General features: G+C 40.6%; 20 protein-coding genes. 9 read left to right on the forward strand and 11 right to left on the reverse strand.

Annotated elements, in window-relative coordinates; translation table 11 throughout:
* Positions 1 to 5: 5 nt before the first annotated feature.
* The 3 genes from J8L86_RS00360 to J8L86_RS00370 form a co-directional block, all read right to left on the reverse strand.
* Positions 6 to 1031: an AraC family transcriptional regulator gene (locus J8L86_RS00360; RefSeq protein WP_211028192.1), complete on the reverse strand. Its 1026-nt coding sequence runs from the start codon at positions 1029 to 1031 to the stop codon at positions 6 to 8.
* 11 nt (positions 1032 to 1042) lie between these two features.
* Positions 1043 to 2056, reverse strand: a complete 1014-nt coding sequence (gene sohB / locus J8L86_RS00365; protein ID WP_211028194.1) for a protease SohB — start codon at positions 2054 to 2056, stop codon at positions 1043 to 1045.
* A gap of 120 nt (positions 2057 to 2176) precedes the next feature.
* A complete protein-coding gene (locus J8L86_RS00370) occupies positions 2177 to 4666 on the reverse strand; it encodes a VolA/Pla-1 family phospholipase (protein WP_211028196.1) in 2490 nt (829 codons plus the stop codon).
* A gap of 259 nt (positions 4667 to 4925) precedes the next feature.
* On the opposite strand from J8L86_RS00370, the gene J8L86_RS00375 reads away from it, so the two are divergent.
* Positions 4926 to 5663: a YciK family oxidoreductase gene (locus J8L86_RS00375; RefSeq protein ID WP_211028198.1), complete on the forward strand. Its 738-nt coding sequence runs from the start codon at positions 4926 to 4928 to the stop codon at positions 5661 to 5663.
* Between the two features lie 102 nt (positions 5664 to 5765).
* On the opposite strand, the gene J8L86_RS00380 is transcribed toward J8L86_RS00375, so the two are convergent.
* From J8L86_RS00380 to pspA, 6 genes are all read right to left on the reverse strand, one after another.
* Positions 5766 to 6104 carry a ComEA family DNA-binding protein gene (locus tag J8L86_RS00380; protein ID WP_055023857.1) on the reverse strand — a complete coding sequence of 113 codons (339 nt, stop codon included), beginning with the start codon at positions 6102 to 6104 and terminating at the stop codon, positions 5766 to 5768.
* Between the two features lie 157 nt (positions 6105 to 6261).
* On the reverse strand, positions 6262 to 7332 hold the full coding sequence (locus J8L86_RS00385; RefSeq protein ID WP_065108364.1) for a TIGR01620 family protein: 1071 nt from the start codon (positions 7330 to 7332) through the stop codon (positions 6262 to 6264).
* A complete protein-coding gene (locus J8L86_RS00390; protein ID WP_211028199.1) occupies positions 7332 to 8774 on the reverse strand; it encodes a YcjX family protein in 1443 nt (480 codons plus the stop codon). Before J8L86_RS00390 ends, J8L86_RS00385 begins: the two co-directional genes overlap by 1 nt.
* A gap of 211 nt (positions 8775 to 8985) precedes the next feature.
* Positions 8986 to 9381, reverse strand: a complete 396-nt coding sequence (gene pspC, locus J8L86_RS00395) for an envelope stress response membrane protein PspC (RefSeq protein ID WP_055023860.1) — start codon at positions 9379 to 9381, stop codon at positions 8986 to 8988.
* Entirely contained in the window at positions 9368 to 9607 is a 240-nt protein-coding gene (gene pspB, locus J8L86_RS00400; protein ID WP_119968372.1) for an envelope stress response membrane protein PspB, read from the reverse strand. The genes pspC and pspB overlap by 14 nt, the downstream gene beginning before the upstream one ends.
* A 20-nt stretch (positions 9608 to 9627) precedes the next feature.
* The gene (gene pspA, locus J8L86_RS00405) at positions 9628 to 10323 is read right to left on the reverse strand and encodes a phage shock protein PspA (protein ID WP_055023861.1); all 696 of its coding nucleotides are present in this window, start codon (positions 10321 to 10323) and stop codon (positions 9628 to 9630) included.
* Positions 10324 to 10501: 178 nt separating this feature from the next.
* On the opposite strand from pspA, the gene pspF reads away from it, so the two are divergent.
* From pspF to fabV, 7 genes are all read left to right on the forward strand, one after another.
* The gene (gene pspF / locus J8L86_RS00410) at positions 10502 to 11602 is read left to right on the forward strand and encodes a phage shock protein operon transcriptional activator (protein WP_211028202.1); all 1101 of its coding nucleotides are present in this window, start codon (positions 10502 to 10504) and stop codon (positions 11600 to 11602) included.
* Between the two features lie 71 nt (positions 11603 to 11673).
* The gene (locus J8L86_RS00415) at positions 11674 to 13302 is read left to right on the forward strand and encodes an ABC transporter substrate-binding protein (protein WP_065108367.1); all 1629 of its coding nucleotides are present in this window, start codon (positions 11674 to 11676) and stop codon (positions 13300 to 13302) included.
* On the forward strand, positions 13302 to 14330 hold the full coding sequence (locus J8L86_RS00420; RefSeq protein WP_065108368.1) for an ABC transporter permease: 1029 nt from the start codon (positions 13302 to 13304) through the stop codon (positions 14328 to 14330). The genes J8L86_RS00415 and J8L86_RS00420 overlap by 1 nt, the downstream gene beginning before the upstream one ends.
* Positions 14320 to 15210: an ABC transporter permease subunit gene (locus tag J8L86_RS00425; protein WP_065108369.1), complete on the forward strand. Its 891-nt coding sequence runs from the start codon at positions 14320 to 14322 to the stop codon at positions 15208 to 15210. Before J8L86_RS00420 ends, J8L86_RS00425 begins: the two co-directional genes overlap by 11 nt.
* A 4-nt stretch (positions 15211 to 15214) precedes the next feature.
* The gene (locus tag J8L86_RS00430) at positions 15215 to 16222 is read left to right on the forward strand and encodes an oligopeptide/dipeptide ABC transporter ATP-binding protein (RefSeq protein WP_211028203.1); all 1008 of its coding nucleotides are present in this window, start codon (positions 15215 to 15217) and stop codon (positions 16220 to 16222) included.
* Entirely contained in the window at positions 16203 to 16988 is a 786-nt protein-coding gene (locus J8L86_RS00435) for an ATP-binding cassette domain-containing protein (protein WP_065108370.1), read from the forward strand. The genes J8L86_RS00430 and J8L86_RS00435 overlap by 20 nt, the downstream gene beginning before the upstream one ends.
* A 105-nt stretch (positions 16989 to 17093) precedes the next feature.
* Positions 17094 to 18296 carry an enoyl-ACP reductase FabV gene (fabV, locus tag J8L86_RS00440; RefSeq protein ID WP_065108371.1) on the forward strand — a complete coding sequence of 401 codons (1203 nt, stop codon included), beginning with the start codon at positions 17094 to 17096 and terminating at the stop codon, positions 18294 to 18296.
* Positions 18297 to 18384: 88 nt separating this feature from the next.
* Here fabV and J8L86_RS00445 read toward each other — a convergent pair whose 3' ends face one another.
* Both J8L86_RS00445 and J8L86_RS00450 read right to left on the reverse strand, forming a co-directional pair.
* Positions 18385 to 19119 carry a hypothetical protein gene (locus tag J8L86_RS00445; protein WP_211028205.1) on the reverse strand — a complete coding sequence of 245 codons (735 nt, stop codon included), beginning with the start codon at positions 19117 to 19119 and terminating at the stop codon, positions 18385 to 18387.
* Positions 19120 to 19368: 249 nt separating this feature from the next.
* On the reverse strand, positions 19369 to 21144 hold the full coding sequence (locus J8L86_RS00450) for a flavocytochrome c (RefSeq protein ID WP_211028208.1): 1776 nt from the start codon (positions 21142 to 21144) through the stop codon (positions 19369 to 19371).
* A 386-nt stretch (positions 21145 to 21530) separates the two neighbouring features.
* On the opposite strand from J8L86_RS00450, the gene J8L86_RS00455 reads away from it, so the two are divergent.
* Positions 21531 to 22595 (forward strand): porin, encoded by a 1065-nt coding sequence (locus J8L86_RS00455; protein ID WP_211028210.1) that lies wholly within the window; start codon positions 21531 to 21533, stop codon positions 22593 to 22595.
* The last annotated feature ends 51 nt before the right edge of the window (positions 22596 to 22646 follow it).

Below are 22646 nucleotides of genomic sequence, written 5' to 3' on the forward strand. Positions count from 1 at the left end.
CGGGATTACTCCATGTGTAACTGGTTAAGCCTTAAAAAATGTCCAGGAGGATAACCTAACCAATGCTTAAAACTCTGCCTAAAATGACTAACATCGCCATAACCAAGGGTTTCAGCAATATCTTCAATAGGCAGTTCATCAGCTAAAATAAGGTTAATTGCTGCTTGGCATCTCACTTGATCGACTAATTTTTGATAAGTCGTGCCAGCAGCGGATAGCTTTCGCCTTAGGCTTCGATCACTCATATGCATGGTTGATGCAAAGGGGTCTAATTTGGGGGGAGTCGGCATACAAGCTCGTATATGAGTTAACACTTCGTCAATGAAAGAAATACCATCAGGTACCGCTATTTGAGAAAGTTGATCAAATTGATAATCAAGCGGCGTTTTCAACACATCAAGATTGATCCCCCATTCAAAAAAATCACAATCAAACGTCATTTGGGCCCCAGTAATTTGGCTCAAAAAAACTGTGGCATGCGGCGCAGAGGCAAAATGAATTTCGTCAATATTTACTGACGCTTTAACGAGTTGCCTTGCAGCACCCAATAACGCACATACGCTATGTTGAAACTGAAAACAAAATTTATCTGCAGAGACTTTACCCGTGTTAAGCCAGCGTACCCAAAGTGTTGAGTCTTCTACTCGTATAAGTGTATCGGCAAAACTGCCAGCAAGATCGGGATTTTTAATGACAAACGTTAAGCATTCACCCAAGGTAGTGAACTGGTCAAAGAAAGGAAGTAATACATCGAGCGTTGAAACTTGGTAACTTGCCCCTAGTCTAGCGCCGATTTCATGATCTGGGCTTAAAGTGCGTAATTGCTCCATCGCAAACTCAACTTGCCATACATAAACAAACTGCATAGCGCTGAGTTCCGATGGCCCTAAGCCCAGTTGCTGGTAAATTTCATTAGCAACACTCTCACCGAGGTGAGTTTCAATAAAGTTCAGTAAATTTCTCAATTCAAAAGCGGGATAACATTGGTCACCCACCATCATATTGGCTTTATATCCTGACTCTTGTTGCATTTATACCCTTGTTATTTAATTGTGCTTTCGCGTTCCATCAAACGATTAATAACACCATCAACCGATAATGACGCTCCATGTGCGATTTTATCAGCGAGCTTTTTCTTCATTTGATATTTAATTTTAATAACTTGATGCTCTTTAACTAAACTCAAAATAACGTCATCACTGGTAGAAATAGCATCAATTAATCCTAGCTCAATAGCTTGCTGACCATACCAATGCTCACCAGTTGCGACCTTAGCAATATCCATTTCGGGGCGATATTTGCTCACAAACTCTTTGAATAAAACATGGGTTTCTTCAAGCTCTTCTTGAAACTTCTCACGACCCTCATCTGTATTCTCACCAAACACAGTTAATGTGCGTTTAAAGTCACCTGCTGTATGCTGCTCATAGTCGATATCATGTTTTTTAAGTAAACGACTAAAGTTTGGTAATTGCGCAACAACGCCAATAGAACCAACGATAGCAAAAGGAGCGGCATAAACTTTATCTGCAACACATGCCATCATGTAACCACCACTGGCAGCCACTTTATCAATACAAATTGTCAGTGGAATATTGGCTTGTTTTAATCTATCTAGCTGACTTGATGCCAACCCATAGCCATGGACCATGCCACCGCCACTTTCGACATTCACTAATACTTGGTCATCTTTTTCTGCTATGGTTAAAATCGCAGTGACTTCCTCACGTAAAGAAGCAACTTCCCCAGCATCAATGCTGCCTTTAAAGTCGATAACAAACACCTTTGACGGCGTTGTTTCATCTTTTTCAGCCGCTTTTTCGTCAGCTTTTAATTGCTTTTCGTAAGCCTTGTATTGTTTTTTAGAGAGCAGTTCTTCCTTTAACTCTTTTTCTAGCTGTTTAAGCTCATCGGTCATGTTCGTTAACTTTAGCTCACCTTTGTCTGCTTTTTGTTTCATACTGCTAGCTAAAACAACAATGACAACTGCAAGGATGGCGACAACGATAGTGACGGCTTTAGCGAGAAACATGCCGTACTCAGATAAAAACTCCAAAATACACTCCATAAAGAAAAACGTTATTAGCGCTATCTTAGCAGGAACTTAAACCATGTAGACAATAAAAAACCCAGCTGGTGCTGGGTTTTTAATCAATTAACGATGAAATATCATTAATTAGCTACAAGGTACAAGCACATCAGGATTATCAACTAGAATCGTCGCAGCCCCTAAGCCTGCAGTCTTGGCAAAAGCAGCAACTTGAGATTGCATTTCAACTGTTGCTAGTGCAGCCATGCCATCGGTAACGCCATCAATTTCATCAGGGCTCACTAGCGAGCTGTGATGACCTTTAGCGAAACGAACAACACCAGAACCTGCATTAGTTGAACTGACACAACCTAGACCTAAACCAGAGATTAACGGCTCAGTACCTGATAATGGGAAACCTTCAACCATATTAGGTAATACTTGATCAGGTAAGTTACCCGCACCATCTCCTGCGACTTCAATAAGGTGCACAGGTAATTGTGTATCAGCAAGTGCTGCTGCATGGTTTAATGGGTCTGCTGAGTCAACCGCCGTTTGTACTGCGAAAGCGAATGTTGGAATGAAGGCAGAGTAAACGGCTTGAACTAGTGCTTCATACTCAGGTGTACCAGGCTCATAGCCCGCTTCATTAGCTTCTTCAACTAACTCCATGAATGCTTCAGTACCTGTCACAGTATCAAATAATACTGGTCCAAAAGTAGCTGAACCAGCAAATGAACCTGCTAGACCACCTGCTGGTGCCACTAATGATGCCGCATTAATACCATAAGCATTAGGTAATTCAGTACCCGTTGTAGGGTCAACTAAACCAGTTGAAGCGTACGTTGATAACGTCGTACCTACAATGCCACCTAAGCTTAAGCCTTGAGCACTGATTTTACTGATATCAAATACTTGCTGGCCACCCGCTTGAGCAATTTCTGTATACATACCTGTTAACAGTAGACGTAAACTTAAATGATCAAGGGTTGCTTGACGGAAGTTATCACGCACAGTAAGCGTACTCGCCACATTGACAAAAACTAATGGGTTACCGTTGGCATACTGAGGACCAAACAACTCGCTCGTTGCCGAGATGTCATAAACGCCATTACCTGTTGCATCGTATGAGCGATCGCCATGAAGTGGCATATCAATCGCAATCGTCGCAACACCAGCTGCAGCATAAGTACCAGCGTACGCTAATGCCATTTGCTTAGTTCCACCAAGACCATGTAAAGCCATAACCGTTGGCCAACCATTCGTCGGTGCAGCAAAAGGTAATCCAGCTTGTGCACTAAATGCCGCCAATTTAGCCGCATTTGGTAAGGTGATCTGAACTGTAACGTCTTCATAGCCCATTATCGCTGGGATAGGGTTAAACTTGGTTAAATGTTTAGTTGGATCGGCATCAGTACCGTCGTCTAACTTCCAAATTTTACCTGCCATAAGCGCAGGATTTTGCAGCGCAGCAGCTGGATCAACGCCTTGAGCGACAGCTTGAGAACTAAAGTTAGCAACACTCATTGAGCCAGAATCAAGTGCTAATAATACTGAAACAGGACTATCACCATAAGCATGCCAACGACCATTTGGCGCTGTAGGTGCACCATCAACAATCGGAATTGTACAACTAGCAGAAGAACAATCACCGTAAATAGGCATACGAACTACTGCGGTATAAATTTCTGCTATGTCAGAAACGACATAAGCAAGGCCATCTTCAACCGTTAAACCTGCCGCTTGCGCCACAGTAACCACACCACCGAATCCGTTATCCATTGGCATTGGAGGCTGAACAAATGCAGGCTTGTATGGATCGCTTGAAGCCATTAACAATTTAGTTGTCTCGTAAACATCTGCAACAGACTGCGTAGTGAATAAACCTGAATAAGAAACAGTTTCAGCATCTACACCGTGTTCAGCAGCTAACCCTTTCTCGTAGCTATTCACTAAACCTTGAAGTAAAAGTTGCTCATCAGTTTCTAACGGCTTAGTGTCAATATCGAGTTTCAGTAATGTATAAGTACTCGATGGCTCAATAGAACGACCTGCAGAATCTTGAATAAGATCCGTCGTTGCATAAATATATGATTGATTAGGTTTTAAGGCTTTAAGCGGCACAATGGCAATTGTGTTACCTGAAGCTTGCGCGATGAAGTCAACGCCAAACTGAAGTTCTGCGCCAATCTTACATGCTGAAAGTGTTAACGCATCTGTACACTCTGGATCAGTTGATAATGCGCCACCAACAGTTGCTTCAAATAGGCGTACAGCGCCAGCTTGGAAAACTGAAGCTGCATCGATTGTTAACATCTCACCTGAATTATCAGTCGCAAGATCAACTGTGATTGAAATTGGAGATGTTGTAGACCAACCATCTAATGCACCTAAGGCAAGAGTTGGGTCAACATAGTCAATACCGTCTTCACCAGGAATCGCTAACGTACCATCTGTTGTACCGTTAAATAAAAGGTCATTTGGTAATGGCACTTCACCTGCTGCAGGATCAAATACCATTTGAGAGAATGGAATGAGTGGCTCGACAGAATCTTTTGCTTCATTTGTACTATCTTCACTACAGCCGCTGAGCCCAAGAGCAGATGCAATAGCAACACCCAATATGAGTCTTTTCATCTTTTTTCCCCAAATCTTGTTGTAATAATTTTAATTTCCCCAAAAATTGGTCACAATAGCGTAAACACATGACCATAAGGACATATTTTTGTCCTTAACTCATCTCAAGTTAACGTAAAATTATTGAGTTAGCTACATATTTGTTACATGCGAAAGTGCTACACGTTAACATTTATCAGTCATTTGTTTAAAACGAACGTTTATCTTTTGTTCGAATCTAGATTTGACGTGCTTTTGCGGCCGAAGGAAAAATTGAACCATGTTGGAATATCAAGCTAAAAAAGATTTACTAAAAAATAAAACAATTCTTGTTACTGGCGCTGGTGCTGGGATAGGTCGTGTTGCAGCAATTAATTTTGCAAAACATGGTGCTACTGTCATATTACTAGGTAAAACAGTCAAAAAATTAGAAGCCGTTTATGATGAAATAGAACAAGCTGGTTATCCAAAACCTGCCATCGTTCCTTTAGACTTAAAAGGAGCCACAGAGCAAAACTATAAAGATATGGCTGATACCATCGCTGAACAATTTGGTCACCTTGATGGCGTACTACATAATGCCAGCTTACTGGGCGCTTTAGGTCCGTTTGAGCACATTGACTTAGCGTCTCTTGAAGATGTGATGAAAGTTAACGTTATATCTCAAGTGATTATGACTAAAGCATTACTGCCAATTATGCGCTCTGCCCCTTCTGCTTCATTGGTGTTTACTTCTAGTAGTGTTGGCCGTAAAGGGCGAGCTTATTGGGGGCCATATGCTTTTTCAAAATTTGCTACTGAAGGCATGATGGAAGTTTTAGCACATGAGTGTGAAGGCACCAATGTTCGTGTTAATAGTATTAACCCAGGTGCAACTCGCACAGAAATGAGAGCAAAAGCTTATCCTGGGGAAGATCCATTAACCTTAAAAACAGCTCAAGACATCATGCCAGTATATTTATATTTAATGGGCGATGATGCAAAGGATGTTAATGGTCAGCAGCTTAACGCTCAATAAGTCAGCCCTTTCAGCGACAACAAACAAATTAAATTGGTTATAAATTAACGATAAAAAAGGGAGCAAACGCTCCCTTTTACTTTTGTGCTTTTTTAAAGCGAGTTAAAAACTGATTTGTTTCGCATTTTGTTCCACCAGCTTGTCACCAATACCCGCTACTTGAGTCAATTGATTAAGATTACTGAACTTACCATTTTTAGCACGGTAATCGACAATGGCCTTTGCCTTAGATTCGCCAATCCCTTTCAACTGCTGTAATTCAGCCGCGCTGGCTTTATTGATATTAACCTTAGCCATTTTTGAGCTAGTCTGCTTAACAGTGTCATGTTGAGCGGCAACCTGTTTAGCAGTGCTATCCACTTGCTTTGCATGTAAGGGAGATTGGTACATCACAGAAAGTGCGCAGGCGCATACAACGCCCACTAAAAATGAGTGTTTCATATTGAACTCCTTTTGTCCTATATTAAGTCGATCTGCTTCCTTAATTCCTTGATCGACACTGCAGCTACTTAAGTAACAACTAAATAACTGTCATAAAACTGTAGTCAAAATTCACAACAGGTCAAATTTTACTCAACTAAACCCTATCTTTGTACCGTTAACGTGGCTCTGATTCGACTTTGTCTTTCGAAGAGCTGAGAACCGAAGTCGAAAAACGCTTCAATTCACCCAGAAGCTGCTGATGTATCTGCCCGAGCTTAGGTCGGTTAGACTCTTTAAATTTAAGAGGACGACATAGGTTCATCGCTTGATAGCCCAATCTAGCGGTTAACAAGCCCCCCCCTAAACCTTGTGCAAGTCTTGCTGAGAGTTTTCCGGTCATTTCAACGGATAGTAGCTGTGTACCTAAATCCGTTACGACTTCTGTTGTACCCGCATACACAATATTGACGATGATACTTCTGATAAGTTTTATTCTGCTCCAGTAGCCAAGTTCGATACCGTAAATATCTGCGATTGCATTAATCATTCGTTGATTACGCCACAATATTATTGCCATATCCAAAACGGCAAGTGGGCTTGCAGCTAGCAACAGTGCAGATTCAGCAGCAAAACGGCTCACGACTTGTTTTGCTTGCTCATCACGCTCAATCACCACTAAGTCATCAAACAGCATGACCATTTCAGCGTCATTATGTTCCTGAGAATTTATCGCAAGGTATTGTTGCTTACCTTTAGAGTCAGGGTATTGCTGAATCAAGGGGTCGATGAACCCCTTAGCTTCACCTCTTTGCATACTTTGACCCAGACGCTCACCGACTTCTTGAGCATCTGCAACCCCTCGCAGTGCTGTCAGTTTTCGCCATTCCGACAGCGTAATGCTCAGAGCCCACGCACAAATAACGCCCGTAACAGACATATAAAACCCAAATAGCCATGGGCTTTGTGTAAGCGCATTATTCAAGCCTAAAATTGTTTGAACAATCACCATAGCTAACATGCCGACTAAAGAAAGCTTTGCAAGTAACGACCAGCGCTTGGGCGATGACTTAGCCTCAAGGATATCAATATCTTCTGCCAATTCCGTCAGTGCACTTTCACAGATAAACTCAACTTCTTCAAAGGATTGACTTGGCTTAACATCAGTTTGCCCTTCAACAGAATCAGTACTAAAAACCTGCTGCTTTTTTAATGGTGTGTTCGATTGCGTCTCGTTTGACTGGTTCATTATTGTAATTTGTCCCCAAGTAAAAACTGCAGCAAGTGATCTAAACGAATATGCTCAAAACGCGGGTCTGAGATTGATGACTGAGTAGTTTTAGGTGGATTAAATGACACAAAGTTAAACCCTTGCTGGTGCCAAAAATTATCATCTGGTAGGGTTTGCGGCACTTCACCTGGGAATATTGTTAGCAGCTTATTGTCTTGATCCAATCCCCTAACCACTTCTTGCTCGCCACTTGCTGTTGTGACCATGCCATGTTGTGTGGCTTTAATTGCACTAATCGCCATAGTTTCGACTTCGCAGCCCTCATAATTGGCAAAATGTTGGCTGTGTTTTAATAAGTCACCCAATAAGTTAAGCACATGACCTTGTTGATCACGTGTCACTCTATCCACTTTACTCGCAGCAAATAATAACTTATCAATTTTAGGGGAAAACAACCGCTTCAGCAGGCTTGATTGACCAAAATGAAAGCTTTCAACAATACTATTTAGCGCATTGCCCATATCTTTAAATTGAGCTTTACCACTGTTTAAGCCATTAAAACAATCCACCAACACTAATTGGCGATCGAAGCTAGCAAAATAATCACGATAAAATGGCTTTACAACAACGGATACATACTCTTGATATCGGTTTTTTAACACTTGGAAATAGCTGTTTTCTGGAGCAGATTCAAGTGTCGCTAATTGATCCGAGCTTAAATTAATCAATGGGAAAAATGCCAGCAGCGGAGTATCAGCAAACTCACCTGGCAGTAACATACGGCCAGGCTGCGCAAGATAAAAACCATGTTGATGAACCAAATCAAGTAATAGTTTTTGATATAAATCAGAAATTTGCTTTAATTTATGCTCGTCAGCTGTCTCGGTGAGCGCTAGAGCATTGAGCGCAACTTCAAAATCTGCAAAATGTTCAGAATGTTGCAAACGACTCTTTACTTGAATTTGTGATTCTACCCATTGCGAATACGATTGCTTAAGCATAGGTAAATCGAGCAGCCACTCTCCAGGATAATCAACAATATCCACGTATAAGGTGGCGGTTTCGGTTAACTTAGCAAGTAACCCTTTTCTTGAGCGATATTTAATCGCTAACCTAAGCTCGGAGATATTTCTGGTTGATGCAGGCCACTGGGCTGGTGATTGCGTGAGCGCATTTATCGCTCCTTGATAATCAAAACTAGCAATCGCAAGATCAGGCTGCATTGCTCGCTTAATACCAATCAACCTATTTTCTCGAGACACTTGCCATAAAGGTAATGGGTTATTTTTAACATTACTGCCCGCATGCAACATCTGATTGACTAAGCCAGTAATAAACGCTGTTTTACCTGCACCAGATAATCCCGTGACAGCGAGACGTACATGCCTATCTGTGCTTCGGTGAACAATTTGCTGGGTCTTTTTAGAAATTTTACTGATAGAACGATCAATAAAGCTCATATTGTCTCTCAAAATTCAATGAAATAGCATTCATCAGCTGCAAGAAGTGGTTAAGAATTAATATAACATTAAGGTAAAAGCAGAAAAACTCAAGGGCGGTAAACCGCCCATTGGAATGATTAGTCGAGGCCAATAATGATGAACTTAATTACCAATATTTTTAAACGCGCCTCACGACTAGATTAAACTAAAACAACATTGACACAGCAAACTACAAGTTATTGATTTCTCTTTTTAAATCAAAATTATCAGAAGTCACATGGCGTTCTAGTCGTTGCAGTCTTATTTCTAAAGCATAAAACTGACTATTCACTTCATGTAAAGCTCGTTTAGCGGGTTCTCCAGCCTGCCAAACCTTCTTTTTCACTCCAATATCCTTGTGGTTTTTCGCATGTGTTGTATCTTCTGGTTTAATGTCCAAAATCATCCATAGTGCTATGTATATGACGATTACCGGACCTCCGCCACCCAATAAGAATATTGAGATGGCCAACACACGCACTAACCAGGTTTCAAAGTTAAAGTAATCGGCAATCCCTGCACATACACCTGAAACCTTACCAGTTTTGGGAATACGGTATAAAGTACGACCGTTAGCTTTGCTCATCTTTTCCCCTCCATTCTGGTGCTTCTGTATCTAAAATAGCTTCCAATGTTTCGATTCGCTGGCCCATTTTATCTGCTTGGGCAATTAAATCATTTAGTTGAGTAAACTCCGCCTCAGTGAGCCCCTGGCTCACTTGTCGCTTACTGCGATAATGAAGAACCAACCAGATAGGTGCCACAATTACTAAAAAAATGATAATTGGGGCAATAAGAAGATCCATATCCATAACTCACCTCTGAAAAAAGTTTACTTGTCTGATTTAGTTTTTGATTTAGGCGCTGACTTTGCTTTAACTTTCGCTTTTAACGCTTCAAGCTCTTCATTAACAGAGTCTTCAGCTTCTAATGCTGCGAATTCATCAGCCAGATTACCTTTTTTACCTAGGTCATAAGCTTCTACTTGTGACTCTAAGCCTTCTACACGGCGCTCGTAGTTTTCAAACTTCGCCATCGCATCGTCAATTTTGCTTGAATCAAGCTGCTTTTTCACTTCTAGGCGTGAAGAGGCAGTTTGCTTGCGCATAATAATCGTTTTTTGACGCGCTCTTGCATCATTAAGCTTCTCTTGAAGTTGTTCAACTTCTTGCTTAAGACGGGCAATATGCTCTTCAACTACTTGAAGCTCCATTTCAAGTGTTTCTAGCATGGTCACTGTTTTTTGTTTCTCAACCAGTGCCGCTTTAGCAAGGTCTTCTCTATCTTTAGATAAAGCAAGTTCTGCTTTTGCTTGCCAGTCGATAACTTGTTCTTGTACTCGGCTGATACGGCGGAGTAATTCTTTCTTTTCTGCTAATACTTTTGCAGACGTTGAACGAACCTCTACCAGCGTGTCTTCCATTTCCTGAATAATCAGGCGTACCATTTTTTCTGGATCTTCTGCTTTATCTAATAAAGCGCTGATGTTTGAATTAATGATATCTGCAAAGCGTGAGAAGATTCCCATAATGTTTCCCTCAAATATTTTGTTAGTGTCGAAGTTTATTATTCACAACCTGTGCCAACTTTACAAAAACATTATATTTCAATGATATAACCAAAAAATTAACTTTTTCTTTATTTTAGTGCGTTAGCCAACTATTATGATTTTCACCACTTGTTAGCGTATTAGACTAAAAATTACAGTGACTAGACAATTTGAGCAAGACAATCTTATCGGACAATCTAATGCTTTGTTAGAAGTTTTAGAACACGTGTCTAAAGTTGCCCCACTTTCTAAACCCGTATTAATCATCGGTGAACGTGGTACAGGTAAAGAGTTAATTGCCGAGCGATTACATTACCTATCTGCGCGCTGGGATCAAGAGTTCATTAAACTAAACTGTTCTTCTTTAAGTGAATCTTTATTAGAGAGTGAGTTGTTTGGCCATGAATCTGGTGCTTTTACTGGGGCTAAAGGAAAACATGAAGGCCGATTTGAACGTGCGGATGATGGTACGTTATTTTTAGATGAGCTTGCTAATACCTCTGGTCTTATTCAAGAAAAGCTATTACGTGTAATTGAGTATGGTGAATTTGAACGTGTTGGTGGCAGTAAAACGGTACAAACCAATGTTCGTTTAATTTGTGCTGCAAATGAAGATTTACCAACCTTGGCAGAAAATGGTGAGTTTCGCGCAGATTTACTCGATAGACTGGCGTTTGACGTCATTACCTTACCTCCGCTTCGCTGTCGTACAGAAGATATTATGCCGTTAGCGGAATATTTTGCTGTCAGTATGGCAAGACAACTAGATTTAGACTTTTTTGGTGGTTTTAGTCCTGTGGCTATTGAACAACTAATGAGTCACCGATGGCCAGGTAATATTCGCGAGCTTAAAAACGTGGTCGAGCGAAGCGTTTATCGTCGTGGCTCAGAAGGGGATGAAATTGACCATATTATTTTAGATCCATTTGCTTCCCCTTACCGCCCGACAAAACGTGTTAGAACACGAGAACGTCAGCAAGAACCTGTCGCTAAGCCAAATATGATTGATGATGCATCAACATCATCTGAACAAGATACTAATGTGGAGCCTAGTACTTCAAACAAAAATGCTGCAGACAATAAAGTAACCTTCCCGATTAATTTTAAGGAACACACAGAAAACTACGAAGTTGAATTATTAAAAAGTGCTCTTTCTGAAAGCCAATTTAATCAAAAGAAAACAGCTGAGTTACTAGGCTTAAGCTATCATCAACTACGTGGGATATTAAAAAAATATAATCTGTTGGAGAAGGCTTAATATGATATTTGCTCCCAAGTTATTAACACTGCTAAAATAGACACTTATAGTCTAAATAAAATGATGAAAAAATGCGTGTAAATACAGAACGCTGGAATCCATTAGCATTTCTCTGTGTACTATCTTTTTTAGTCACAGCTTGTGGTGAGCTTAATGTTCCGTCAGGGATAGTTTATTGCTCAGAAGGAAATCCAGAAACATTTAACCCGCAACTAATTACATCAGGCACGACGATTGATGCAAGTTCACATCAGCTATATAACCGCCTAATTGAATACAACAATGACTCTTCTGATTACATCCCATCTCTTGCCACTGACTGGCGCGTATCAGAAGATGGGTTACGTTATCACTTCACTTTACGTGAAAACGTACAGTTTCAATATAATGAACTGTTTAACCCGTCTCGCAACATGAATGCGGATGATGTCATTTTCTCTTTTGAGCGAATCATCAATATTGAACATCCCTACCATCTCGTCAGTCGTACCGGTTATCCTTTTTTCCAAAGTATCGACTTTACAACCTTAGTGACTGACATTGAAAAAGTGAATGACCATGAAGTCATCTTTCACCTTGCCTATAAAGATGCCTCTTTTTTATCTAATCTTGCGACGGACTTTGCCGTAATTTTATCTGCTGAATATGCTGAGCAACAACTCGAGGCTGGCACACCTGAAAATCTAGATTATTTTGCCATTGGAACTGGGCCGTTTTATTTAGCTGAATACGTCAAAAACGATTACATTCGCTTTAAACGCAATCAGTATTACTGGGGAAAAAATGCAGAAATAGATTTACTTGTATTTGATATTACTCCTAAAAGCGAAGCAAGATTAGCCAAAATTATTACTCAAGACTGCCAAGTCTCAGCCCTGCCTAAAGCCAATGAACTTAAAGTCATAAGCAAACATAAGCACCTAGAGGTCAGTACAAAACCGGGGCTTAATGTTGCATTTTGGGCATTTAACACCCAAAAGCCTCCTTTAGATGATGTCAGAGTTCGCCAGGCTTTAGCCCATGCTGTAGATAAACAGAATATCCTTAATGTGGTGTACCATGACACAGCTGTTGCCGCGACAGGTATTTTACCACCAGCATCCTGGGCTTATTCAGAAATTGAAGATGCTAATGATTTTGACCCAGAAAAAGCCAAATATTTACTGGATGAAGCAGGAGTAACGGACTTAACATTTGATATTTGGGCGATGCCAGTGGTGCGGATTTACAATCCTAATGCACTAAAAACAGCCGAGTTGATTCAAGCAGACCTTGCCAATATCGGAGTTAAAGTCAATATTGTCAGCTATGACTGGAGTGTATTTACTCAGAAGTTAATTTCCAGTGATTATGATTCCGTACTGATTGGCTGGAATGCCGATAATACTGACCCAGATAACTTTTTTACCCCTCTATTAAGTTGCAGCGCATTAGAATCGAACAATAACCGTTCTCGCTGGTGTTCTGCAGAACTAGATAATATATTAGCCAAAGCAAAAGAAACACGTGTGATGTCAGAGCGTAAACGGCTTTATAGACAAGCTGAAACGTTAATCACCAAGAATGTTCCTATGGTAAATCTTGCTCATGCACAAAAGCTACTGCTTAAGAATACCGACGTTGCGGTTAAAAATGTCAACCCATACGGGGGAATGTCTTTCTCCAATGTGCAGTTAATTAATGAGGAGAAAACTCGCTAATGTGGCGCTACCTACTCCGACGAATTAATCTATTTTTTGCCACTTCATTAGTCATGATGGCAGTGCTATTTTTTGCCACAGGTATGTTCCCTGTAGACAAAAGTTATGCATTAACAGGTATTCAAACCCCGACTGCCGAGCAACAAATTCAGGCCACTGAAGATTATAATCTCGATGGTAACCAACTGAGTCAATTTATTGCTTACCTAAGTCAGCGCTTAAGTGGTAATTTCGGTATATCTATCAACTCTCAACAAAGTGTCGCAGACGAATTGAGTGCCGTTTTGCCCGCCTCATTTGAGCTGTCTATGTTTGCTGGAGTCATTGCGATCTGCTTTGGCGTCCCTTTAGGGGTATTGGCATCTTTAAGTAAAAGTAAGTCGATTCAACGTAGTATTTTAGCCGTAACACTTACAGGCTATTCAATTCCTGTGTTCTGGTTAGGTTTGACATTATCTCTATGGTTTGGGGTGCAGCTTGAGTGGTTACCCATTTCCGGGCAGATAAATTTATTATATGAAATAGAACCCGTTACTCGGATCATGTTGATTGATATTTTATTGTCAGATGAAAGCTATCGTATGTCTGCTTTTAAAGATGCACTTTTACATATCATATTACCTGCAGTGACGTTAGCAGTCTTACCCTTTACTGTCGTCATTCGCATTACTCGCCAAGCAATGATGACTGTTATGACTCAAACGTATATCCGCGCAGCTGAGGCTCGTGGGTTAAATACTTACCGTATTTTAATCAAGCACGCCCTTCCCAATGCGCTTATTCCTGTTCTGAAAGCCTTTGGGTTAATGCTCGGTTCATTTGCCAGCTATGGTATCGTTGTTGAAGTTATATTCTCATGGCCTGGTGTAGGTTCTTGGCTTATCAATGGTATTTACCAGCGTGATTACACAGTGATACAAGCTGGGATTTTATCGGTTTCGTTATTGATTATCTTTTTAAGTATTATGATCGAACTTGTGCATACCTCTATTAACCCAATTAATAGGAAAGAAATGTATGCCAATTAATCACCTCTATAAAGAGGAACAGATCACTTCCCCCTTAAGGGAGTTATGGCGTTCATTCGCAAGTAACCCCTTTGCTGTTGCAGGTTTGTGGGCTGTTATTTTCTTATTGATACTCGTCGTCCTTGGCCCTTTGCTGGCTCCTTTTCAGCCTGAGATGCAAAATCCAAATGCGATATTACTACCTCCGTCTTGGGATCCAACAGGCCATGTTTCTCATTTTCTGGGCACTGACGACTTAGGCAGGGACTTATTCAGTCGAATTTTACATGGCGTTCGACTGACTTTTGGTATGTCGCTTATCGTTGTTGTCTGCGCATTAGTCGTGGGTTTTATTATTGGCTCTTTGTCAGGCATGATGCGTGGATTAAAATCCAGTATCCTTGGCCATCTATTTGATGCACTACTGTCCATCCCATCACTCCTACTTGCAATCTTGGTGGTGGCAGTGACAGGCCCAGGTTTAAACAATGTTTTTTGGGCTGTTGGCATCGCATTAACACCACAGTTTGTAAGAGCTATTCACCAGGCGGTTCATGAAGAACTGCAAAAAGAATACGTCACTGCTGCACGATTGGATGGTGCAAGTTCACTGCAAATTTTCTGGTACGTCATTATGCCCAATGTATGGGAAGTGGTGATCATACAAACCACCATTGCGATATCGGTGGCGATTCTTGATATTGCTGCCTTAGGCTTTTTAAATCTTGGTGCACAAGCCCCAAGCTCTGAATGGGGCTCAATGATTTTTCAAGGGTTAAGCAGTTTGCTCATTGCACCTTGGACAATCACCATTCCAGGCCTTGCCATTTTGTTTACCGTTTTATCCATCAACTTAGTGGGTGACGGACTACGCTCGGCACTAGCGCCGATAAGAAACTAAGCTTATGCCATTACTCGATATCAGAAATCTCACCATTGAGCTTGATACGCCACAGGGCAAAGTCAAAGTCCTTGAGAAGGTCAGTTTAACCATTAACCCTGGTGAAATTCATGGTTTAGTTGGAGAGTCTGGCTCTGGCCGAAGCTTGTTAGCAAAAGCCGTACTCGGAGTACTTGGTCCGAACTGGAACATCATTGCAGATCGTATGATGTGGGATGGGCAAAACCTCATGGAAATGTCGACAAAACAGCGCCGCAACCTAATGGGCTCTGATATGACGATGATATTTCAAGACCCATCAGGTAGTTTAGATCCGGTGAAAACCATTGGCAGTCAATTAATCGAGTCGTTAACCCCCAATAAAGCGGTGCCCTTTTGGCGACGTGCTAAAGACACGCGATTAACGGCGCAAAAGTGGCTGCATAAAGTGGGGATAAAACACCCTAAAAGTATTATGAAAAGCTACCCTTGGGAGCTATCGGAAGGTGAATGCCAAAAAGTCATGATTGCAATGGCTGTCGCAAATCATCCACGTTTGTTAATTGCCGACGAACCAACAAACTCGATGGAGCTTAGTACTCAAGCGCAAATATTCCGTTTATTGTCCCAGCTTAACCAATTGCAAAACGTTTCAATTCTACTGGTTAGCCATGAATTAGAAACGCTAGTTAAATGGTGCGATCGCATCAGTATTTTGTATAGTGGTCAAATTATGGAAACGGGGCCGGTAGCTGAGTTAGTTACCTCCCCTTATCATCCATATACAAAGGCTTTATTCAAAAACTTGCCTGAACATACTGGCAAGTTAAAACACAAATCATATTTACCTTCTATGCCAGGTTCATCCCCTTCATTGCAGCACTTACCTGCCGGTTGTCGGCTCGGACCTAGATGTCCAGATGCTGAGCGCCAATGTGTAATACAGCCGAGTCTTACTCACGAAAAAGACCGCTATTATGCCTGCCACTTTCCATACAAGAATGAGATAGAAGATGACAACGCCATTACTTAAAGTAACCGAACTAAGTAAGCGCTATTTTACGGGCTACAAGCGCTTTAAAGCTCAGTACAACCATGCGCTGTCCCCTGTCTCATTTGAATTAGAACGAGGCCAAACACTCGCTATTGTTGGTGAGGTCAGCTCAGGTAAGAGCACCTTGGCTCGTATGTTAGTTGGAGCAGAATCACGTTCTGGCGGAACCATAGAGTTTGAAGGCGAAGCGCTAGAAGCTAAAAACTTAAAACAGCGTTGTAGATTGATTCGAATGATTTTTCAAGACCCTAATACATCACTCAACCCGAGGTTGACCATTGGTGAGCTACTTGAAGAACCACTTAGATTTAATACGGCAATGCCAAGAGCAGAACGAATCGCTCAGGTCGTCGATACGTTACGAAAAGTCGGTTTATTGCCAGAGCACGCCAGTTTTTACCCTCATATGGTATCGGAAGGACAAAAACAGCGGGTTGCAGTTGCTAGGGCATTAATGCTTAATCCTAAAATTATTATTGCTGATGAAGCATTAACCTCACTCGATTTATCGGTGCGTTCGCAAATTTTAAACCTGCTGTTAAAGCTACAAAAAGAGATGGGGTTATCTTATATTTTCGTGACTCACAACCTCAATGTCGTCCGACACTTTAGCGACAAGGTGATGGTGCTCAATAAAGGGGTATTGATTGAAAAAAATACCACTGCAGAATTATTTGAAAACCCGCAAGAAGAATACACTCGAAGACTCATTGCTGAGCAAGCTCAGTTAACCGCAAAGCGATAAACTGCTCCAACCACTGAGTTATTTTGGCTTTTTTACTAAAAATAAGTGCCATTTCGATGGCTAACTATTTATCCTAAGGCCAATGTTAAAGGAAAAAGAAAAATTATGATTATTAAACCAAAAACACGCGGCTTTATTTGCACCACAACTCACCCACTAGGGTGTGAAGCAAACGTCAAAGAACAAATTGAACTAACCAAAGCCAAAGGTAAAATTGCCAACGGCCCTAAAAAAGTATTAGTTGTCGGTTCTTCAAGTGGTTATGGCTTATCATCACGTATTGCCTCAGCTTTTGGTAGTGACGCAGCCACCATCGGTGTATTCTTTGAAAAACCAAGCACCGAAACGAAACCAGGTACAGCTGGTTGGTATAATTCAGCTTATTTCGATAAATTTGCTAAAGCTGAAGGCCTGTATTCAAAAAGCATTAACTGTGATGCGTTCAGTCACGAAGCTAAGCAAAAAGTCATTGAGCTTATCAAACAAGACTTAGGCCAAATTGATATGGTCGTTTATTCACTGGCATCACCAGTTCGTAAACTACCTGATACTGGCGAAGTCATCCGTTCAAGCCTTAAACCAATTGGTGAGACTTATACAGCAACGGCTGTAGACACCAATAAAAACACCATTATTGAAACATCTGTAGAGCCAGCTACTGAGCAAGAAATTGCCGACACCGTTACGGTAATGGGTGGAGAAGACTGGGAATTATGGATGAATGCACTTAGCGAAGCTGGTGTATTAACCGATAATTGTAAAACAGTTGCTTACAGCTATATCGGCACTGAAATCACATGGCCTATATACTGGCACGGTGCATTGGGTAAAGCCAAAATGGATTTAGATAGAGCTGCACATGCACTGAATACAAAGTTATCTGCGACTGGCGGTTCTGCTAATGTTGCAGTACTTAAAAGTGTCGTGACTCAAGCAAGTTCTGCAATTCCTGTCATGCCGCTTTATATTGCCATGGTCTTTAAAAAGATGCGTGAAGAAGGTGTGCATGAAGGCTGTATGGATCAAATTTATCGTATGTTTAGCGAACGCTTATTCCGTGAAGACGGGCAAGCTGCAGCAACAGATGACAGTAATCGCTTACGTCTTGATGATTGGGAATTACGCGAAGAGATTCAAAAACATTGCCGCGACTTATGGGCTGATGTAACCACTGAAAATTTAGCTGAATTAACAGATTATAACGAATATAAAGAAGAGTTCTTGAAACTGTTCGGCTTCGGTATAGACGGTATTGATTATGATGCAGACGTAAACCCTAACGTAACGTTTGATGTCATCAGCTTATAATTTAACGTCGAGAGAATGTTAAATACCAGCAGGGTTTAACCTAATGCTGACAATTAAAAAATCAGCCTCAAATGAGGCTGATTTTTTTTTAAAATAACTGGCTAATAAACATCCCTAGTTTAACGAGCACACACCCACCCGCTCCCATCATAAATAAATACATATAGAAAAAACCAACGCCCCCCATTGAAGGATCGTTATGAGCTTCTATCGACACTTTAGACACAGCAAATATAAAACAAAAGTTGAGTAGTAAACTGATAATAAAATAGTCACCGAATACAGGACTAAACCCACCTAATGCCGCAAAAGGCATGATCAACAAATCTGAAAATTCAGTTTCATTGGTTTTATATACTTCTAACGCTCGACTCAAGGTCCAAATGATGACCCCGATAAACATGCATAGCGAAACACCTAGTGCGCTAAATACGCTATCTAGAGACAATAAAGGCGTTGCGACTTCCGAAGAGTTTGAAGTATCTGAAGCACCAGAAAAAAAACTTATTATTGTGTATCCGATACCAAAGTTACAAAACCAAGCTGTACCAAAAACAAGCAGACTTTTTACTTCTACAGCGTTACCTGCCGTTTTACGTATGATTTGACTAAGTGCGATACCTAACAGCGCCACAACAGTTAATATGGCAAACGCATAACCAAATTGCTCAAAATAAAAGAATGAAAAACTGGGAGGAATGGTAATAAAGGATTGATGAAACTCATTATCAGACTTTGATTTTTCGTTTGGTTTATAGACAGTGTAATAAACAATGAAAGGTTGCAAAGCCATCAATAGCATTGCTAAATAGTTAATATCCATATCGTACTTCATTCCATTTAATCGATTATAATCTTATCAAGGTAGTCAATTACCTTAAAATTATTATACTCATTTACACCTACTTGTATAACGCAGTTAACTTAAAAACAAACAAATTACAAAACACTTTCTGAAACAATAATAGAAGTCATTAGCCGCTGACACTCAAGTTTACGCTCTTATATAAAAAGGCCAAGCTGATGAGACTTGGCCTTGTGGGGATTTAGGGATGACGAATCGAGTTAATTGCTATTTCTTTTCAAGTGCGTGTTTAGCTGCATTTTCGCCAGCTTTACGTCCAAATACCACAGTTTCAGCAATAGCGTTTCCGCCTAAACGGTTATGGCCGTGTAAACCACCTGTCACCTCACCAGCAGCAAATAAACCATCCATTTTCCAGCTTTGCAAGTTAAGCACGTTTGCATCAGTATCGACCGCAACGCCACCCATAGTGTGATGGATACCAGGTGCAACTTTAACAGCGTAAAACGGTGCTTTAGTTAAGTTAATTGGCATATCTTCACGACCAAAAGCCTCGTCTTTACCACTCGCTTGATACTTGTTGTAATCAGCTGCTGTTTTAGGTAAATCTTTCATACCTGTTATTTTCGCAAGTTCTTCAATGGTATTTGCTTTACTTAGCATTCCTAAATGCTCGTAACCACGCACCATTTTCTTTTTCTCAACTAACTGCTCGTCAAATACCAACCAAGCATACTGATCTTTTTGTTTCAAAATCGCATCAGATGCACGGTCGCGAGTTGTTAATTCACTGATAAAGCGTTGTCCATCTGTATTCACCATAATAGCGCCCACACCACGCACGGTTTCTGAGATAAGAATACGGCTATCTTTACCAATGGTAGGATGCGCCTGAACCCAGTCAATGTCAGTCATCGATGCGCCAATTTCTTTAGCCAGTAATACACCGTCACCCGTTGCGGTCACGTTGTTTGAGCTGGTCATGTCTTTCATGGTTGGACGATAGTAAGCCACCATTTGTTTGTTCATACCGTAACCACCCGTTGCTAACACAACAGAATCCGCAGCGACCATGTTATAACCAGAATGACGGCCATGAACTACAACCCCAGCGACTGATTTATCGTCATTTAACACAATTTTTTCTATACGAGAGTTCACACGTACAGGAATATCACGCTCTTTTGCTGCAACGCGTAAAGTATCAATAATATGTGGGCCAACAGATGCACCACCTGAAGGACGATGAGTACGTTCAACACGTGCGCCTCCAGAACGTTTTAAGTCATCCATATTTGCACCTAAAGACTCAAGCCAAGCAACGGCACCAGCAGACTCTTCAGCTAAGATTTGTACCAGTTTAGGGTCGTTTTTATAGCGACCACCTTTCATTGCATCTTCTGCATACCAATCAACAGAATCTTCGATGCCTTTCGCTTTTTGTTGAGGAGTACCGACAGCATTGATACCACCAGCTGCTAACATTGAGTTCCCCCCTGTATAAGGTGCTTTTTCAAACAATACGACATTCGCGCCTGCCATTTTGGCTGAAATTGCAGCGTTAAATCCAGCAGAACCGCCGCCAACAACAATCACATCAACCGTTTCTACTGGGCCTTTATCAATGGCTTTTTGGATTTTGTCTTGGTTCCAATCGCCATCCCACTTTTTCTTCTCTTTAGCATCGGCAAATGGCATTTCGATTTCAAAGTTATGGCAGTTATTACAAGTTAGTTCAGGTTTAGCGTGCCCAGTGTGACAAGACGTACAGTTAATGTCGCCAAGATGAGATGCATGAGGATCAAACTCTAACTTGTCATTGACTAAATCAGCATAGCTACCATGGCAGTCCTGACATTGTGCATTTTCATGAGTCTGGCTATCCGTCATTGATTTCTTAATGTCTTTCATTTTTCCAGTGACGTGGCAAGTTTGACAATCACCCATTTCAGTATGAAAAGAGGCTAAATCATTTTTTGCAATTGCACTACCAGACGTAAGCATCATCACTGCTACTGCCGAAGCTAAGTATTTAAGTTTCATGTGTCGTTCCTTTATGAGTTTTTTATATCTCGCTTTTTGTTGCAGCAAGATTACTCACTAAGAGGTAGCAAAACTTCGATCTTCATCAAATTTAATATTTGGTTAAGTTTTTATGAAAACCTGTTCAGTTCTCCTTAAACCGCAACAAAAAATAAACAGCTGTGACCCACGTTCAAATAAATAAAATTTGAAATCTCTACGATATTAATCAGCAAATTTAGCAAGCCAAAGTCCGAAAATCTTTTTGATTATTTATACAAAGAAAAAAACAGATTAGGCACTTAACAAGAATCACATAATAAAAATTTAATTCACTAATTAACTAAGTCATAACGTTTAAAAAATAAGACTTATATAAAATTTATTTATATAACATGGGATTGAACATGAAAAAAACGACATTATCACTCGCACTATTAACAATGTTATCTGCAAACTCATCAGCAGCACTGGCTGATTCTCCACAATTTTATGGCCGTTTAGAAATGGCACTGACAGAATCGGATAACGGTGCAACAACGCAGAATGGAAAATCTGGCACTGTGCTTGAAAATAATTTTTCTAGATTAGGCGTTCATGGCAGTGAAACAATTGCTAATGATATTGAGTTACTTTATCGCGTCGAGTTACAAGTTAACGCAGCAACAAATGAAGGTAATGATGACTTATTCAAACCAAGAAATACCTATTTAGGTTTAAAAACAAATCTAGGTACAGTGTTAGTTGGCCGAAACGATACGGTCATGAAAACCTCCAAAGGCACTGCAGAAGCATTTGCACTAACCAACGCAGCATATAACCGTATGATTGCAGGCCAAGTTCGTAAAGCTGATGGAATAACTTATTACTCACCAAAAGTCGCCGATTTAATTACTTTTAATGCAACTTATTTAATGGATGATAATTATGCTGAATATGATGAAAACGGTGCTCGGACTGATTATAACGAGCAACAGTATGCAATAAGTCTTATCGCAGGTGACAAGAAACTCAAAAAGCAGGCTTATTACCTCGCAGCAGCATATAACACTATTGGCGGCGTAGACGCTTATCGAGGCGTGGCGCAGGTTAAATTTGGCAACGTGAAATTAGGTGGATTATTCCAAAATACTCAAAGCCAAGCTTACAGTTATAAAGAAGGTAACTCTTACTTCCTTAGCGCCATTTATAATCTCAATGGCGTTAATCTAAAAGCTGAAATTGGCAAAGATGAAGCTGGTTTCGGTAAGTATTTTAAAAATAGTGCGGCCTCTTCAAGTGAATATAACCGTGCTACTGATGTCGATATTAGTTCGTTTGTAATTGGTGCTGACTACCGCTTCGCGAAGTCGACAATGGTATTTGCTCATTACGCTAAATATGAAGGTGAATATCGGGTTGAAAATACAGGTCCCGTTATTGATTTAGAAGACGACAATATTTTCACAGTCGGTATTAGATACGACTTTTAATGACGTTTAGCAGCGCTGGAACCTCTCCCTTTTTTAGCGCTGCATTTTAAG

The organism is Shewanella sp. MMG014 (genome assembly GCF_018100775.1).
GTDB lineage: Bacteria > Pseudomonadota > Gammaproteobacteria > Enterobacterales > Shewanellaceae > Shewanella > Shewanella japonica.

What these genes read in the sequence shown, in the direction of transcription:
- J8L86_RS00380 (WP_055023857.1), bottom strand. Translation starts at nt 6,104, where the DNA reads ATGAAACACTCATTTTTAGTGGGCGTTGTATGCGCCTGCGCACTTTCT.
- J8L86_RS00445 (WP_211028205.1), bottom strand. Translation starts at nt 19,119, where the DNA reads ATGGATATTAACTATTTAGCAATGCTATTGATGGCTTTGCAACCTTTC.
- J8L86_RS00385 (WP_065108364.1), bottom strand. Translation starts at nt 7,332, where the DNA reads ATGAACCAGTCAAACGAGACGCAATCGAACACACCATTAAAAAAGCAG.
- J8L86_RS00360 (WP_211028192.1), bottom strand. Translation starts at nt 1,031, where the DNA reads ATGCAACAAGAGTCAGGATATAAAGCCAATATGATGGTGGGTGACCAA.
- fabV (WP_065108371.1), top strand. Translation starts at nt 17,094, where the DNA reads ATGATTATTAAACCAAAAACACGCGGCTTTATTTGCACCACAACTCAC.
- pspB (WP_119968372.1), bottom strand. Translation starts at nt 9,607, where the DNA reads ATGGATATGGATCTTCTTATTGCCCCAATTATCATTTTTTTAGTAATT.
- J8L86_RS00390 (WP_211028199.1), bottom strand. Translation starts at nt 8,774, where the DNA reads ATGAGCTTTATTGATCGTTCTATCAGTAAAATTTCTAAAAAGACCCAG.
- J8L86_RS00430 (WP_211028203.1), top strand. Translation starts at nt 15,215, where the DNA reads ATGCCATTACTCGATATCAGAAATCTCACCATTGAGCTTGATACGCCA.
- J8L86_RS00450 (WP_211028208.1), bottom strand. Translation starts at nt 21,144, where the DNA reads ATGAAACTTAAATACTTAGCTTCGGCAGTAGCAGTGATGATGCTTACG.
- J8L86_RS00375 (WP_211028198.1), top strand. Translation starts at nt 4,926, where the DNA reads ATGTTGGAATATCAAGCTAAAAAAGATTTACTAAAAAATAAAACAATT.
- J8L86_RS00420 (WP_065108368.1), top strand. Translation starts at nt 13,302, where the DNA reads ATGTGGCGCTACCTACTCCGACGAATTAATCTATTTTTTGCCACTTCA.
- J8L86_RS00425 (WP_065108369.1), top strand. Translation starts at nt 14,320, where the DNA reads ATGCCAATTAATCACCTCTATAAAGAGGAACAGATCACTTCCCCCTTA.
- J8L86_RS00415 (WP_065108367.1), top strand. Translation starts at nt 11,674, where the DNA reads ATGCGTGTAAATACAGAACGCTGGAATCCATTAGCATTTCTCTGTGTA.
- J8L86_RS00370 (WP_211028196.1), bottom strand. Translation starts at nt 4,666, where the DNA reads ATGAAAAGACTCATATTGGGTGTTGCTATTGCATCTGCTCTTGGGCTC.
- pspC (WP_055023860.1), bottom strand. Translation starts at nt 9,381, where the DNA reads ATGAGCAAAGCTAACGGTCGTACTTTATACCGTATTCCCAAAACTGGT.
- J8L86_RS00435 (WP_065108370.1), top strand. Translation starts at nt 16,203, where the DNA reads ATGACAACGCCATTACTTAAAGTAACCGAACTAAGTAAGCGCTATTTT.
- J8L86_RS00455 (WP_211028210.1), top strand. Translation starts at nt 21,531, where the DNA reads ATGAAAAAAACGACATTATCACTCGCACTATTAACAATGTTATCTGCA.
- pspA (WP_055023861.1), bottom strand. Translation starts at nt 10,323, where the DNA reads ATGGGAATCTTCTCACGCTTTGCAGATATCATTAATTCAAACATCAGC.